The sequence below is a fragment of the Faecalicatena contorta genome, from assembly GCF_001404335.1.
Lineage (GTDB): Bacteria > Bacillota > Clostridia > Lachnospirales > Lachnospiraceae > Faecalicatena > Faecalicatena contortus_B.
Genome location: NZ_CYZU01000015.1, coordinates 75,436 through 92,285, shown reverse-complemented (window position 1 = coordinate 92,285; position 16,850 = coordinate 75,436). Strand labels below are relative to the sequence as shown.

The window sequence follows — 16,850 nt, the reverse complement described above, 5'->3', positions numbered from 1 at the left end:
GGGACATTTCTGGAAGAACTGGACGAACAGAATCAGGAAGTCGAATTTCGGGAACTGATGACCAATAGTGTCTGGTATGTATTACTAAACCGGTGTGGACTGGATGCACAGGAATATCTGGATGCAGAGGATTTTCGGCATATTACGGACTTTAATCAGCTGATAGTATTAGGACATCTGGGAAGTGCAGTCAATGAGATCAGCAGACCAGTCCTGATGCAGATTGGACGATATGTGCTGAATAATCTGGAAAATGACCTGAAAACGGTTGCAAAAGAAAAAGAAGTAGTCTATAATGAATTTAACACGTTAATGCGTGAAAGTAATACAGATAACACAGAAGATAGAGAAGAAAAAAAGGAGGAAACAGACTATGAGAGAGATCAGTTACAGCCAGAACGGAGAGTATCAGATTCCAGATATCAGCCTGGAAGAGACGAGAGGAACCATCGGCAAGTACGGAATGATGCGGAAAGAGTATCTGAGAAATCACAAGGTAGCCAGGTTCAACATTCTGACACTGCAGAACCGTCTGGACAGTCATCTGATGGAGATCGACAGCCAGGCAAGACAGAGAGTAGACGACCTGATGAACGAACTTCTGGAGAAAGATCCGGCACCGGACAAAATGGCAGACGGGATGGCATGGACCAGACACATGAACCAGATCAAGGCACAGGCAGAGGAGCTGGTGATTCAGGAGATTATTTACAGTTAAGTCTGTTCCCAACAGAAGAGGAACAGTTAGGAGAAATAAGGAAAGCGGCAGCTGCATTGGAACAGCCAGCCGCTTTTCTTATTTCCGATGAAGTGGTAAATGATATTCTCCGCACGGGAAGCGGACAGAAAAATACACTGTTTCATATTACAGCAAGACTGATTGAAGGTCTGGATAATGAAGAAATGCGGAGTTTTCTGAAAGATGAATATGGAACTGGTGGCAAAGGATTTACCATAGATGGTCAGAAAATCAGTATCTGGTATGACAATGATGGTATCCGTATCCGGCGAGGGGACTCTGCCAGAAGAAACTTTGACCGCATGGTTACGTGGGAAGAAGCAGCGAACAGAATTCGGGATATGTATGAGGATGGAAATTACGTGGATAATTTGATTTCCAATAATGCCATTGAACAGGAGCAGGAAGAAATGACCAATCTTCTTGCACTTCATTTTCGGGATACTTGCAGAAACTGGGAAAAGAAACAATCATATTCAGACTGGCAGGATGTAGTGAGTGGAGCATGGACAGATCAAGAGGAAGCAGATGCGATTGTCTATCGTTTTGAATGGCTGCAGAAATATATGGATGAGAATCCGGGAGATTATCACCGCTGGGAGATTCAGCATAATCCGGAATATTTCCAACGCTTTCAGGATCTTCAGAGGGAGCGTTCCTGGGTAGACCAGAAATTTACGGTCGAACGTCCGGCACTATCCTTTATCACACAGGATGAAATTGACGCAGTGTTAAGAAGAGGCGGCATTACTGCAGGAGGACGTAACCGAATCTATGAGTATTTCATGGAACATCATGATATGAAAGATGCAGCTGAGTTCCTGAAAAATGAGTATGGAACAGGTGGTTCCTCACCCGGAATACCAGGAGCAGATGCTTCCGACGCATCCCATGATGCAAAAGGATTAAAACTTGCAAAAGGGAAAATTGGCAGTCCAGAGGTAGAAGTTTTATTAAAGTGGAACAAGGTTGCAGAACGTGTTCGCCAGTTAATCCGCACAGATGATTATTTGTCACCGGAAGAAATGGAAAAGTACGAAGAACGACAGGAAGCACAAAGACTGGCAGACCTGGAAGAAGCACAGCAGATGTTAGGAGAACAGCTGGAACAGGATTCTTTTACAGCGGAAGATATAACGGATCTGCGACTAGTTGATTCAGAATATATGTCCGGTACCAGAACAAAAATCTATGATTTTGCTTGCAAAGTTAAGGGAGAAGAGAATCGACTTCAATACACATTAGAATATCATGATGATGGAGAAGGTTTCACGATTCATACGGAAAAAGATGATATTTGGAATCGAATGTCAACACAAGAATTGGAACGTCTGGATGTAAAACTTGGACAAGAAGTACTTTATTATCATTATCACAACAAAACAGTAAATGCGGATACCTTAGATAAATTACGGGAAATCAAGGAAGAAATCATGGAGGAAGAGTCTTCCTATTTTACTGCTATTTCTAAACGTGTGTGGACAGATTATGATAAAAAAGAAAAAGAACTGTCGGGAGAAGCTGAGGTATTGGAAGAAAAAGAATCATTGGAAGAGATTAACGGAATAGCAGAACTGATTCCAGCAACGAACTTCCATATCACAGATGATGAACTTGGACAGGGAACACCGAAGGAGAAATTCCGAGCCAATATTATGGCTATTCAGCTGTTAAAAAAATGTGAGGATGAGAACCGCAATGCGACACCAGAGGAACAGGAAATCTTATCCAGGTACGTCGGCTGGGGAGGTCTTGCAGATGCATTTGATGAGACAAAATCTGCATGGGAGACAGAATATTTGGAATTAAAGACCGTCCTTACACCGGAAGAATATGCTGCAGCCAGAGCTTCCACATTAAATGCTCATTATACACAGCCGATTGTGATTGAAAGTATGTATCAGGTGTTGGAGAATCTGGGATTTACAAAGGGAAATATCCTGGAGCCATCTATGGGAGTCGGGAACTTCTTTGGAAAGCTTCCAGAGAATCTAAACCAGTCCAAACTCTATGGAGTGGAACTGGACAGCATCAGTGGCAGAATTGCTAAACTTCTCTATCCAGATGCCAATATCCAGATCAAAGGCTTTGAGAAGACGGATTATCCCAATGATTTCTTTGACGTGGCAATCGGAAATGTGCCATTCGGTGCATATAAGGTCAATGACCGTCAATATGACCGCTACAATTTTATGATTCATGATTACTTTCTTGCCAAGACTATAGATCAGTTACGTCCAGGTGGTGTAGCTGCGTTGATCACAACAAAGGGAACTATGGACAAGGAATCACCGGAAGTCCGGAAATATTTGGCAGAGCGTGCAGACCTGCTGGGGGCTATCCGACTGCCGAACACAGCTTTTAAGGCAAATGCAGGAACAGAAGTCAGTGCTGATATTTTGTTTTTCCAGAAGCGTGAGAGTTTCACAAAAGAGATGCCAGACTGGGTGAATTTGGAGAGTGATGCAAATGGGATTACCATTAACAAGTATTTTGTTCAGCATCCGGGATTGATTCTTGGTGAGATGAAAGAAGTGTCCGGTCCGTATGGTATGGAAACAACCTGTGCTCCAATGGAAGGAGCTGATCTGGAATTACAGTTACAAGAAGCTGTAAAACACATCAGAGGAAGCATGGTAGCGGCAGTAGATATAGAGGCAGAACTGGATGAGATGCCAGAGAGTATTCCGGCAGATCCGAATGTCCGAAATTACAGCTATACGGTGGTAGATGATCAGGTATATTACCGTGTCAATTCTTTGATGAATCAGGTGAAAATGCCTGCAGTCACTGCAGAACGTGTAAAAGGCATGGTTGCAATCCGTGATACCGTTCGTGAACTGATCGCCATGCAGATGGAAGAATTTGTCACAGACGAAGAAATCCAGAAACAGCAGAAAAAACTGAATCAGGTGTATGATACCTACACAGCAAAGTATGGAGTTATTGGAAGTAATGCTAACAAACGTGCATTTTCTGATGACTCTTCTTATTGTCTGCTGTGTTCCCTGGAAGACTTGAATGAAGATGGAACATTGAAGCGGAAAGCGGACATGTTCACCAAACGAACCATTAAAAAGGCGGTCGCTGTGACAAGTGTGGAGACAGCCACAGAAGCACTTGCTCTGTCCCTAAATGAAAAGGCTAAAATAGATCTTCCATATATGGCACAGTTGACCGGAAAGACCGAAGAGAAAATCACAGAAGAGCTGGTTGGAGTTATCTTCAAAAATCCACTGACAGACCAGTGGGAAAGCGGAGATGAATATCTGTCTGGAAACGTCAGAGATAAATTAAATACAGCGAGAACTTTTGCAGAGAATCATCCGGAATTCACACCGAATGTGCGTGCATTGGAGGCAGTTCAGCCAAGAGATCTGGAAGCGTCGGAGATTGAAGTGCGTATTGGAGCCACCTGGATTGAACCTTCGGATTATCAGGATTTTATGGTGGAACTGCTTCATACGCCGAGGTATCTTGCACAGAAGGAAATACAGGTAAAATTCTCTGAGGTAAATGGTGAGTGGAGGATTACAGGAAAGAACGCCGACAGTCCAAGAAATGCGTTTGCTTATGCAACGTATGGAACGGAGAGAGCAAATGCCTACCGGATTCTGGAAGATACCTTGAATCTAAAAGATGTTAGAATCTATGATAAAGTCGTAAATGACAATGGGGATGAAGTGCGAGTTTTGAATAAAAAAGAAACTATGTTGGCATCACAAAAGCAGGATGCCTTGAAGGCTGCATTCCAAGATTGGATTTTTAAGGATCAGCAGAGGAGAGAAAGGCTGGTAAGCGTGTACAATGAGCGTTTCAATAGTATCCGTCCCCGTGAATATGATGGTAGTCACTTGAGTTTTCCAGGAATGAATCCGGAAATAGAGCTTCGTCCGCATCAGAAAAATGCAGTCGCACATCAGTTATACGGTGATAATGTGCTTCTGGCACATGTAGTAGGAGCTGGGAAGACTTACGAAATGGTAGCGGCGGCAATGGAGAGCAAACGTCTGGGATTATCACAAAAGAATCTCTTTGTTGTGCCAAACCATTTGACAGAGCAGTGGGGAGCGGAGTTCCTGCAGTTATATCCAGGAGCAAATATTTTGGTAGCAACCAAGAAAGACTTTGAACCGGCAAACCGAAAGAAGTTCTGTGCCAGAATCGCTATGGGAAATTACGATGCTGTTATTATTGGTCATTCCCAGTTTGAGCGTATTCCAATCTCTGATGAGAAACAGGAAGCCATGCTTCAGAGGCAGATTGATGATCTGGAAATGGCAATCCAGAGTGCAAGGTATGAACAGGATGGTGGACGTTATACCGTCAAACAGATTGAAAAGACAAGAAAAACATTGCAGACAAGGCTGGAGAAACTGAATCAGAAAGAGAAAAAAGATCAGGTAGTTACGTTTGAAGAACTGGGAGTGGATCATTTATATGTAGATGAAGCACACAGTTATAAAAACGCATTTCTTTATACAAAAATGAGAAATGTAGCCGGGATTGCACAGAATGAAGCACAGAAGTCGGCGGATATGTTTAATAAATGTCAGTATCTGGATGAGATTACCGGAGGAAAAGGCATTACCTTTGCTACGGGCACACCGATTAGCAACAGCATGACGGAATTATATGTTATGCAGAGGTATCTGCAGAACAGCAAATTACAAAATATGGGACTTGGACTGTTTGATTCCTGGGCCTCCACCTTTGGCGAGGTAGTCACGAGCATTGAGCTTGCACCAGAAGGAACAGGCTACCGTGCAAAGTCAAGATTTGCAAGATTTTATAATATTCCGGAACTGATGAATATGTTTAAGGAGATTGCAGATATCAAGACTTCCGATCAGTTAAAGCTTCCTGTGCCAGAGGCGGAATATGAAACAGTGGTGCTGAAACCAACGGAACAGCAGAAAGAAATCGTAGAAAGTCTGGGGGAACGTGCAGAAGTTGTCAGAAACGGAGGGGTAGATGCTTCGGTTGATAATATGCTGAAAATTACCAATGATGGAAGAAAATTGGCATTGGATCAGCGTTTGGTGAACGAATTATTGCCAGATAATCCAGAAAGCAAAATATCAGTCTGTGCAGAGAAAAGTTATGAGATCTGGAAAGACACGGCAGCACAGAAATCTGCACAATTGATTTTCTGTGACTTGAGCACACCGAAAGGTGATGGCAGTTTCAATGTTTATGATGACTTGAAGCAGAAACTGATAGCGAAAGGTGTACCGGAAAAAGAGATTGCTTTTATTCATGATGCAAATACAGAAGCAAAGAAGACGGAGCTGTTTGGAAAAGTGAAATCCGGGCAGGTTCGTTTTTTGATTGGCTCAACAGCAAAGATGGGTGCCGGGACCAACGTGCAGGACCGTCTGATTGCGTTGCACCATCTGGATATTGGCTGGAAACCATCTGATTTGGAACAGAGGGAAGGGCGTATTATCCGTCAGGGAAATCATAATAAAAAGGTTCATATCTTCCGGTATGTAACTGAATCCACATTTGACAGCTACATGTGGCAGTTGGTTGAGAACAAGCAGAAATTCATTTCTCAGATTATGACCAGCAAAGCACCTGTGCGAAGCTGTGAAGATGTGGACGAAGCGGCACTTTCCTATGCAGAGGTCAAAGCTCTTGCAACCGGAAATCCAGCAGTAAAAGAGAAGATGGCATTGGATGTTGATGTGGCAAAATTAAAACTTTTAAAAGCCAACCACATGAATAACCAGTACCGCCTGGAAGATGATATTGCAAGGAATTTTCCACAACAGATTGCAAAACTGACAGAAATCATTGACAGCTACAAGGCAGACATCGCTCATTACTCAGAGCATAAAATCACAGATCCAGAGCAGTTTACTATGGAGATTGGCGGCAAAGAGTTCACAGAAAAGAAAGAGGCAGGAGCAGCACTTCTGGCGGTATGTAAAGATATTAAAGCTGTAGATGCTGCGATGGATATCGGAAACTATCAGGGATTCAATATGAGGATTCAGTTTGATGGATGGAGTAAAGAATTTATTCTATCTGTCAAACATGAGGCTGTCTCGAAAGTTCATCTTGGAGCAGATGCACTTGGAAATATTACTCGTATCAACAATCTGTTGGACAGTTATCCAGAGAAGCTTTCAGAAGCACAACAAAGACTGGAAACAGTATATGAACAGCTTGCAAATGCAAAAGAAGAGGTTGGAAAGCCATTTCCAAAAGAAGAGGAGTTGAACCAGAAACTGGAGCGACTGTCAGAATTAAATGCATTGCTCAATATGGATGAACGGGAAGATGCAGAAACAGAGGTGTCTGAATCAGATGAGAAAGAAGAAAGACCGACACGTGGTTCTATCCATGAAAAACTGCAGATTTATAAAGAAAAGAGTCAGCGGGAAAGTGAAACTGGCAAGGAAAACAGAAAACGGGACTTCGGTCTGGAATAAATAAACAGGAAAGATGGCATAATTTGGTAGAAGAAGGTTCTGCCTGTTATGCCATTTTTTAGAACACAGGAGGAATTTGAATGGCGAGAAGTATGATAACAGGAAAAGAAACGCAGAAAATGCAGGAATATACGCAGGAACGGATTGCTCAGGCAGAGCGTAGAGATATAGAATTTTCAACAGATGTAAAAGAACAGATTTTTGAATATGCGAATCTGATCGGCGAGGAAGAGAAAGTTAGGAATTTGGTAAGAAATCTGGCAGATGCAGTGAGTCAGGCAGATCAAGAAGGTGTAGAGGATTTGCTGGATGACGCAAGAATGGATATTCAAGAACTGCTGGATCCAACCATAGGTAAGCTGGAATTACGTGACTATGGATATACAGCAGAAGATATGGTGCCACTTAGAAAAGAAGCAGCCTTGGATTATCACAGAATGGGTTCTAAGATTTATTGCCTTGGAAGTGATGGCAGTAAAGGTGAATATGCGAGTAAAGAAATGATACAGGCACACGACGGTTTGTTTGGAATGGAATTGCAGATGTGGGAACGGATAAAGGATAACAACCTAGATTATGCAGAAGAAAATTTAGGAGCATTTCAGGAGCCTATGAGTGTCATTGAGCAGGAAGAAGCACTGAAATTATACGATGCAGGAGCAGATATCTATCTGATCACTAATTTTTCATCACCGATGTATGTCACAGAACGTATGGAAATTGAACGAGGACCAGAGCATTATCAGATGTCTATGACAGAACTGGAGCGTTTCCGTAACCTGGAATGGGAAATGCAGAAATATCCACAGATTCAGTCATTGAAAGAAGCAAACCTGTTGTTAGGAACAAGAAGGGTATTTGGTATTTATCAGATCCGGGATGATTCACCGGGCGAAAACTATGCTTTTATGAATATGAGTTTTATTGAAAGTCATGGTATGAAGATAAAAAAAGAAGATTACAAGCTGGTCTATGTTGGTGAATTATCAGGAAATATGTCACTGGATGATATTTTTGAAAGATTCAACATTGATAGACCGGAAGATTTCCGTGGGCATTCCCTGTCTGTCAGTGATATCGTAGTTCTGAATGACGGGGAAAAAGTAACTGCTCATTTTGTAGACAGTATCAGTTTTGAACAGCTAGATTCTTTCCTGAATCTGGAAGAACAGGTCCTTAGTGAACTGGCATATGAGGTAGGAGAACGTTACTTTGCTATTCAGAGAACAGAAGAAGGATATGATTATTCCTTTTACGATGAAGATTTCCGCTTGATGGATGGTGGCGTTTATGAGAATGATGAAATTTCTATTGAAGAAGCGGCGGAGGAACTTTTGGAAGACGAAGGCTGGACTGGAGAACGCATCCGTGGAGATTATGATCGGTTGATGGAGAAAGTAGAAGAAATGGATGAAGTTGTAATGGCAGAGATTCAGAAAAGCCAGGGCGAATATAAGCCATTGGCAAAGGTGGAGGAACTGGAAGAGGCCAATTATAACATGATTGATAATGTACTCAATAATATGCCGCCTAAGAAAGAAGCTTATCTGGAATATTATGCTGCAGAATGTGATGAAATTCATGATATGGGAGCTTATGAGAAAAGCACAGATGTGAAAGAAATCGCAGCAATCTATGAGAAGTACAGAGAAGATCCGGAAAACGCTTATAAAGGCAGTGGAATGGGGATTATTTATCGTGATCCGGAGGATAGCTTGTTTGATGAAACAGAACTGTTAATTGTAATGGGAACAACGATACACGGCGACTTCTTGGATAATGTGCGGTTTTTAAAAGATCAGCCGGTGGTGCGTGAAGGTTTGGAGAAGATTCATAAAGCATTGCCTGATTATAAATATATCCCGATTCAGGATGTGCGTGAGGCAATGTATCCGAAAAAAATGACAACAGAAGAACTGGCAGCAGCATTGGATGAGATTGCGGAAGACTTCGATCCGTATGACTATCGGGACCATGTAGAGCCAGGGCAGGATACCATACAGGAAGTCATGCTGGATCTGCAAAGTGGAAATGTTGGTTCTTATATTTCCTTTCTGAAGGATGTGATTGAAGAAGACTGTGAGCAGTCCGTGTGGGCAGGTGTTTTGCTGGAACGGCTGAAATCCTACGAACCAGATATATCCAAAGAAACAGAGCCGATGGTGTATGTGAATTACTGTGAAAAGCGAGAGCTGATGGAACCACGCTGTCAGAAGCTCTCAGATCTGGATTCCCGTACTGCACAGAAGGATAAGGAATGGTACGCAGACCGTAATCCGAGGACGGATGAGCCGATGGTAACAGCCCAGATGTTTTTTACTATATATTATGCGGAAAAAGGCGATAAAATGATGCAACATTTCAAAGGGAAAATAGATATTGGAACAGGAAATGGCGGTATTTTAAGTCAGCTGAAACTCCAAAATGAACTGAAACTTACGGATGAAAGCTGGATTGGTTATCTGAAAAACAAGGGAAATGAAGAGTTTCAGAAGTGTATGGAAGATCTGACCGATATGCAGAACCATGTGCTGCCATATTTGCAGAGCTTTTGCAGTCTGGAAGAAAAAAGTGTGCAGGAAAAGCAGGAACGGCAGGTTGCAGAAAAGCAGGACAGCAGAGTAGAAGCGTCAAGAGCAGCGAATGTGACAAAAGGGGATAATGACAAAGCTGTGAAAAAGGTAGTTTCGAGTATGCAAACAGAAAAGAATAAAGCAACTACGAAGGCAAAGAAGCCATCTATTCATGAACGACTGGAAATCAATAAGAGAAAAATCCAAGAAAAGCAGGGAAAAGATGAGCTGGAGAGAGGAGCTGATCGGGATGTAAGAACGGTATAAATTTATAGAAAGGCACTTGGCTCCGTTTTGGACATAGCAAAAGTGCTGACAGTGACGAACGAAGATGTGCTGCCTGCTTATTTGCAGAGAGTATCTGATTTTGAAGACTGCCTACTTGCAACTTGTACGAAGGAGAATCAGTGTGATGCGATTGTGACAAGGAATAAAAAGGATTTTCTTTCCTTTTGGATTACACTGCTTTCTCCGGAAGAACTGCTGAATATTTATTCGTAAAAATATGTTTTTACAATCGGCAGCAGAAGGAAAGTTGAATGATAACCCCGATCCAGCATACTGCAAAATATAAAAATTTTATAACAAAGTGGAAAACCCTGCGTAGGATCAGAAATGTTCTCACAGGGTTTCATGTATCTAATAAAATATAGAAATTTAGCGGATTTCTGCTAGAATAAGAAAAACTGTTAAAAAAATATCGTGCATAGATCAAAAAGACTATATATGGGCGACCTTTTAAAGCCGATTTATATAAAATAGAAGAAAAAAAGGTGGTCGATACCGTGGATATAAAAACAGCGGTCATATATCGGTTAAACGATCTGATTAAGCAGAAAGATATCACAGTGAATGAAGCGGCGGTGCGCTCAGGCGTCCCGCCTTCAACACTGAAAAATATTTTGTATGGACAAAGCAGGAATGCTGGCGTAGTTACAATTAAAAAGATATGCGATGGATTGGATATTACAATACAGGAATTTTTTGAAGATCCCATCTTTGCAGATTTGGAACCGGAGTTATAGGAACAGGTAAATAATCTTAGGATTCAGATTCTGCAAGATGGTTTTTTTATGGGAAAGGGTTAGAAGAAACTAACACTGGAGGATGAATATGTGTAAAATAGCAATTTGCGACGATGATAAAGAATACAGGGAGAAAATAAAGACGGTCATAGAAACGGAAGGGATTCTGTCTTCGAATGAGATACGGTTTTATGAATATGAATCAGGAAAAGAATTATTGGAAGATGCGGATATTTTGCATGATCTGATTTTTATGGATATGCGTATGCCTGGATTGGATGGAAATAAAACAGTACTGAAGCTGAGGGAATATAATGAAGCAGCGATATTGGTGTTCTGCTCCGGATACTTTGAGCCGACTTCAGACAGCATCAATATTGGGCAGCCGTTCCGGTATATTATGAAAGACTTGCATGACAGAAGTCTGAAAAGGGAAATCCCTGCGATTTTATCAAAAGTAAAATTGCACTGTGGAGATTCTTCCGTGACGGTTACATCAGCGGGAAGAGTAATTCGTATCTATACGGAAGACATTTTATATATCTGTCTGGCGAAAAGGGGTTGCTCTATATACGTTGCTAGGCAGGGGGAGATAGATGAGATACATTGTAAGGAATCTTTAGGCGATTTATATGAACGTCTGGCCGGAAGGGGATTTGAGTATGCACATAACAGTTATATTGTAAATCTGGCGAAAGTGGAAGGATTGGAAAAGAATGTGGCGCTGCTACAGATGGGAATCCAATTGAATGTTTCAAGGTCGAGAAAAGGTCAGTTTGCTGACGCTCTGATCATGTTTCTTGGGGAAAGGAACGGCATGGTATGATAGTAAGAGATTTTTTGATCTGCCTTCTTCAGATGTATCTGTTGGAAGATCTGGAAAAGAACATGCTTCCATACAGAAGAGAAAACTTTTGGGGAAAATTTCTCGTATATTTTGTCGTAGCGCTGATAATGCTCGGAATCAACCACTTGGAATCCTCAATATTTAATATGGTAATGATTCCGGTAACGTATATGATTGTGTCAATGGTTGTGTTCCGGGGAAATATATGGAAGAAGCTGGTTATAGTATGCTGCTATTATGTGCTGGCAATTATTCCTGAATTTCTCTTTGCAACGCTTACGAATGCGTATGGCGTGACTGGTGCATCTGAGGGTTTTGGGACGGAAATAGAAAAAACATTAGCGCTACTACTGATGAGTACCATGACATTTCTGTTTATTAAATGCATTAATCAGGTAACGAGAAAAAGGGATTATCTGACGATTGAGAATAAAACTTTTACTGTGCTGCTCATGCTGCCAACCGCTACGATCATTATATTAGGATGTGTGTTTTATTCAAATATTTCTTTTGAAGGAATGAACAGGGTTATGGTTCCGGTAGGAGCTTCGCTGCTGCTATTGACGAATATCTTCATTTTCTCAGTGTTTGACCGGTTTGTAGAGAAATCAGAAGAAGTGAAGAAGATGGACCGGCTTTACCAGAAAAGCAGGGCGGAGATTGCTAATTTACAGTATATGAATAAGGTCAATGAGGATAACAGGGCATTCTTACACGATATAAATAAATTCATTTGTACAGTAGCCGGTTTGATGGAAGAAGGAGAAAATCAAGAGGTTAAGGAGATTATGGAACATTTAGGTGTCCGGATTCAGAGCCTTCAAAAAGGTGTGTATTGCGAACACCCGATCTTGAACAGCATCCTGTGCGAAAGGAAATTCCTTGCGGAATCTAAAAATATTTCCTATAAGATTACTCTGGGTAATGATCTCAGGCTGGACTTTCTGGAAGAACTGGATATGATCTCAATCGTAGGTAATCTTTTGGATAACGCACTGGAAGCGGCAGAAAAGACAAAAGATGGCCGATATGTGGAATGCAGGATGTATATGGGAAATGAGGAACATTTCCTTGTTATGGAATTTTGCAACGGGTATGTTGTTCCACTGTTAAAGGACAAGGACCGGTACATAAGCACCAAAAGAGATGCAGACAGTCACGGGATCGGACTGCATACGGTGGGAAAACTGGTTAAAAAGTATGCGGGAATTATGAGAGTGGAGGCCGGAGAACGGGAGTTCTCTGTTAAGCTTATCTTTACAATAAAATAAAGATGTGCAAAAATCGCCCAAAAAGTTACCGTTTTTGCCACGGTAATTGAAAAGAGGGCGATTTTTGTGTAAACTTTCGGAAAAAAGGAGGCTTTGTAACTATGAAAAAAATAATCAGAAAAAACCTGGGAATCAAACTGCTTGGAGCTGTAAACTGTCTTGCACTCTGCTTGACGGCGTATACGGCAAATCTGGCGTGCAACTGGCTGTACTATCAGGAAGATGAGCCGGAAGAAGTTAAGAAAATGAGGAAATTCTAGTGTGGAAAAAAATGGCTGGTCGGCTTTTTGAACTACAAAGCAGGAATGGGATTCTTGAAGAGAAAGACCGCAGGCTGTATGAATATGCTTACGGCGTACTGCTGGGCAGGGTGGTAATATACCTTATCATCGTCATACTTGGCATCATAACGGGGAATTGGATGGAGATGATAGTCTTTTTATTGCCCTTTACTGTTTTAAGGCAGTATGCCGGAGGGATTCATTTGGAAAAGGCAGGGGGCTGCATGGCTGTTTCCGGTATCCTTGTCCTTCTATGCAGTCTGTATCTGGCGTCTGCTCCGGCTGTAATATGGCAAATGCGGATCATATGGTTTGTCGCGGTTGGCGTTATATTTATCATGGCGCCGGTAGATGCCAGCAGCAAGAAGTTGGATGCGAAAGAGAAAAAAGTTTATGGGATGCGCGCGAGGGTAATTTTAGTTATTGAATGCGCGATAGCAGGTGTTTTTTCTGTGATTGGATATTCCCTGATCGTAAACGGGATTATGGTAGCGCATATTGTTTTGGCGTCTGGTTTAATATTAGGATGGACCAAAATTTTTTTTGATAAAGAGTTAGAGTGAACTAATCCATGATAGGAATAAGAAATACCTGGGAAAAGCGTATTGCAAAAGGATGATAAACAGAACAAAAAGAACATGATACAAGAGGAATATAAAAGTGAATTTGAAATTGATAAAAAATACAGAAAATATCAACAAAGAGAAAATAACCTTGTTCTGCCTGCCGTTTGCAGGAGGCGGTGCTTCTGCTTATAACCAGTGGGCGAAAAAGATGCAGGGGAAAGTAACGGTATGCCCAGTTCAGCTTCCGGGAAGGGAAGAACAGATCATGGAGAAACCGTATATAGATATGTCGGTTATGTTAGATGACCTGGAAGAGGCTGTAAGAAAGGTTGTGTACGGACCGTATGCCTTATGGGGACACAGTATGGGTGGGAAGATCGCCTATGAGCTGGAAAAACGGTTGGAGGCAGCGGGATATACTGCAAAATGCCTGTTTATTTCCGGCAGCCGGGTTCCTAGTATTCCGGAGCCAAATCCAATCTATCATCTTCCGGATGAAGAGTTTAAGAGGGAACTGGGGAGATTTGAAGGGACGCCCAAGGAGGTACTGGAGAACCAGGAATTGCTGGATTTCTTTCTGCCTATGCTGCGGGCAGATTTTACCATGGATGAAACGTATTATGACAAGGCGGGAATAGTGCTGCATACGCCTATCGCTGCATTTGGCGGAGAAAAGGACGGAGAAGCGGATGAGAGTGCGATCTTGGAATGGGGAAAGTATACGGACAATGATTTTAACTACCGGATATTTCCGGGAGGACATTTTTATCTGCGGGATTGTGAAGACGAAGTAATAAGTGAGGTCATGAGACTGCTTTAGAGAATGAAAAATGGAGATTAAACGATACGGAGAAAAGGAATTTCTGTCAGCAGACAAACTTTATATCCGTGAAAATGAGATACATATATGGTGTATCCGCTGGCCTGAAATGACAGATTTCTGGAAGAACCATGAATATATCCTGAGTGGGCAGGAATTGGAGCAAGCCGGAAGATTCCGTTTTCCTGAAGACAGGATGCGTTATATAGCCGGGAAGGTTGTCGTGCGGATCCTCTTAAAAAGATACTTAGATATGGAAACGATTGATTTTTCTGTCAATGAACTGGGTAAGCCTTATCATAAAGAAATCGCAGGAAAGCAGACAGTCAATTTTAATATTTCGCATTCGGGGGAATTCATACTGGAGGGATTCGCTGTCGGAATGGATATCGGAGTGGATGTGCAGGAAATGGCAGGATGCCCGGATTACAGGGAGATAGCCGGGAATTTCTATACGGCAGAAGAAGCGGAAGATGTAATAAATGAGGGACCGGAACTGTTTTTCCAGTATTGGGCGGCGAAAGAAGCGTATGTAAAAGCGATCGGTATTGGATTGGGAAGAGGAATGGATTTCTTCTCTGTCAGAAACGGGGAAATTACAGAAAAAGGCAGGAAAGGCCAGGGATGGCATTTGTATCCGGTAAAGATTGAGGGATATGCTGCGTATGTGGCGGCGCATAAGAAAGGAGACAAATCAAATGAGTTATAAGAAGGATATGAGCAAATACGAGCATCTGGAAGGATGGGAACGATGCGGCTTTGGAGAGCAGCTTGATAAGTGGGCGGAAAAATATGGAGAAAGAACTGCGGTCACGGACAGCGAAGACGAGATCAGTTATATGGAATTAAAGCAAAAAGCAGATTGTCTTGCGGCAGCTTTTCTGCGTAAAGGGATTTTAAAGGGAGACAAAGTGCTTGTGCAGCTTCCGAATAGGATTTCTTTTGTGATCGTGTTTTTTGCGCTTTCCAAGATTGGGGCGGTGCCAATCATGATGCTGCCGGCCCACAGGGAGGCGGAACTGGAAGGAATTATTGAACTGGCAAAGCCGGCCGCTTATATTGTGGTGGAGAAATATCTGGGATTTTCATATGTGCCGATGGCAAATGCGATGAAAGAGAAATATTCATGTATCCGGCATATATTTGTAGATAGCGAATCCGGGGATATCAGTGGAATGATTGCGGAAACGTGTGGAGAAAATGGAGCATTTCCGGCTGTGGATGGGTATGAAACGGCGGTGCTTTTGCTGTCCGGCGGGACGACAGGGGTTCCGAAACTGATTCCGCGCACCCATACGGATTATATGTATAATGCCCGCATGTCCGCGAAGAGATGCCGCTTGGATAGCAGTGACGTTTATCTGGCGTCTCTTCCGGTAGCTCATAATTTCCCATTATGCTGCCCGGGGCTTTTAGGCACGCTGGACGTGGGAGGAAAAGTTGTGCTTGCGTCTGCGACCAGCCCGGATGATATCCTTGACGCAATTACAGAGGAAGGTGTCACGATAACGGCATTGGTTCCTGCTATGGTTACTGTGTGCATGGAAATGCTGGAATGGGATGAAAATTATGATATATCCAGCCTGCGGATTTTGCAGGTGGGCGGCGCAATGCTGGAAGATTCCCTTGCGGATAAGATCATTGAAGAATGGCCGTGTAAACTGATGCAGGTATTTGGTACGGCGGAGGGGCTACTGTCCTTTACTAGCCCGGAGGATGAAGGTTCCCTGATCGCAAGATGTCAGGGAACTCCGGTGTCTCCTGCGGATGAAGTGAAGATTGTGGATGAAGAAGATAAGGCCGTACCGGAAGGAGTTTTTGGGGAATTATTATCCAGAGGCCCGTATACGATTGATGGTTATTATATGGCGGAGGAAGCGAATAAAAAGAGCTTTACGCCGGACGGATTTTACCGGACGGGCGATAAAGCTATGTGGACGAAAGACGGAAGGTTACGTTTGGGCGGGAGGATCAAAGAGCAGATTAACCGCGCCGGAGAAAAGATCATGCCTTCAGAGATTGAAGCTTACCTTTGCAGGCATTCGAAAATCAAAGAGGCAGCCGTTGTCGGCGTTCCGGATGAAACCCTTGGAAACCGGATATGTGCATTCCTTGTGACCGATGATGAAGCCGGGATTGATTTACAGGAAATCCACAGGTTCCTGCGGGAAATAGGCATTGCGGCGTATAAAATGCCGGATCAGATAGAACGGGTAGAGACATGGCCGCTGACCAGCGTAGGAAAAATAGATAAGAAAGCATTAGAACGGATGGCGCAGGAAAAATAG

12 protein-coding genes are annotated in these 16,850 nt (G+C 42.6%); all 12 read left to right on the top strand.

Annotated features, from left to right (window positions below; translation table 11 throughout):
- Positions 1-373 precede the first annotated feature (373 nt).
- Entirely contained in the window at positions 374-718 is a 345-nt protein-coding gene (locus tag ARB69_RS27655) for a TnpV protein (RefSeq protein ID WP_070102393.1), read from the top strand.
- A complete protein-coding gene (locus ARB69_RS09775) occupies positions 646-7,179 on the top strand; it encodes a DEAD/DEAH box helicase family protein (protein ID WP_242857572.1) in 6,534 nt (2,177 codons plus the stop codon). Before ARB69_RS27655 ends, ARB69_RS09775 begins: the two co-directional genes overlap by 73 nt.
- A gap of 80 nt (positions 7,180-7,259) precedes the next feature.
- On the top strand, positions 7,260-10,019 hold the full coding sequence (locus tag ARB69_RS09770; RefSeq protein ID WP_055057313.1) for a YodL domain-containing protein: 2,760 nt from the start codon (positions 7,260-7,262) through the stop codon (positions 10,017-10,019).
- Positions 10,020-10,046: 27 nt separating this feature from the next.
- Positions 10,047-10,253 carry a PIN domain-containing protein gene (locus ARB69_RS09765; protein WP_024728263.1) on the top strand — a complete coding sequence of 69 codons (207 nt, stop codon included), beginning with the start codon at positions 10,047-10,049 and terminating at the stop codon, positions 10,251-10,253.
- A gap of 284 nt (positions 10,254-10,537) precedes the next feature.
- On the top strand, positions 10,538-10,777 hold the full coding sequence (locus ARB69_RS09760; RefSeq protein ID WP_008688092.1) for a helix-turn-helix domain-containing protein: 240 nt from the start codon (positions 10,538-10,540) through the stop codon (positions 10,775-10,777).
- Between the two features lie 88 nt (positions 10,778-10,865).
- Entirely contained in the window at positions 10,866-11,603 is a 738-nt protein-coding gene (locus tag ARB69_RS09755) for a LytR/AlgR family response regulator transcription factor (RefSeq protein WP_055057314.1), read from the top strand.
- The gene (locus ARB69_RS09750) at positions 11,600-12,895 is read left to right on the top strand and encodes a sensor histidine kinase (RefSeq protein WP_055057315.1); all 1,296 of its coding nucleotides are present in this window, start codon (positions 11,600-11,602) and stop codon (positions 12,893-12,895) included. The genes ARB69_RS09755 and ARB69_RS09750 overlap by 4 nt, the downstream gene beginning before the upstream one ends.
- A 101-nt stretch (positions 12,896-12,996) precedes the next feature.
- Positions 12,997-13,155 carry a cyclic lactone autoinducer peptide gene (locus ARB69_RS09745; protein WP_005344225.1) on the top strand — a complete coding sequence of 53 codons (159 nt, stop codon included), beginning with the start codon at positions 12,997-12,999 and terminating at the stop codon, positions 13,153-13,155.
- The gene (locus tag ARB69_RS09740) at positions 13,155-13,739 is read left to right on the top strand and encodes an accessory gene regulator ArgB-like protein (RefSeq protein ID WP_005344227.1); all 585 of its coding nucleotides are present in this window, start codon (positions 13,155-13,157) and stop codon (positions 13,737-13,739) included. The genes ARB69_RS09745 and ARB69_RS09740 overlap by 1 nt, the downstream gene beginning before the upstream one ends.
- Before the next feature lie 97 nt (positions 13,740-13,836).
- Entirely contained in the window at positions 13,837-14,562 is a 726-nt protein-coding gene (locus ARB69_RS09735; RefSeq protein ID WP_055057316.1) for a thioesterase II family protein, read from the top strand.
- 10 nt (positions 14,563-14,572) lie between these two features.
- Positions 14,573-15,271, top strand: coding sequence for a 4'-phosphopantetheinyl transferase family protein (locus ARB69_RS09730; RefSeq protein WP_055057317.1), 699 nt, complete (start codon positions 14,573-14,575; stop codon positions 15,269-15,271).
- Complete coding sequence (locus tag ARB69_RS09725) at positions 15,261-16,850, top strand: (2,3-dihydroxybenzoyl)adenylate synthase (RefSeq protein WP_055057318.1); 1,590 nt, start codon at positions 15,261-15,263, stop codon at positions 16,848-16,850. Before ARB69_RS09730 ends, ARB69_RS09725 begins: the two co-directional genes overlap by 11 nt.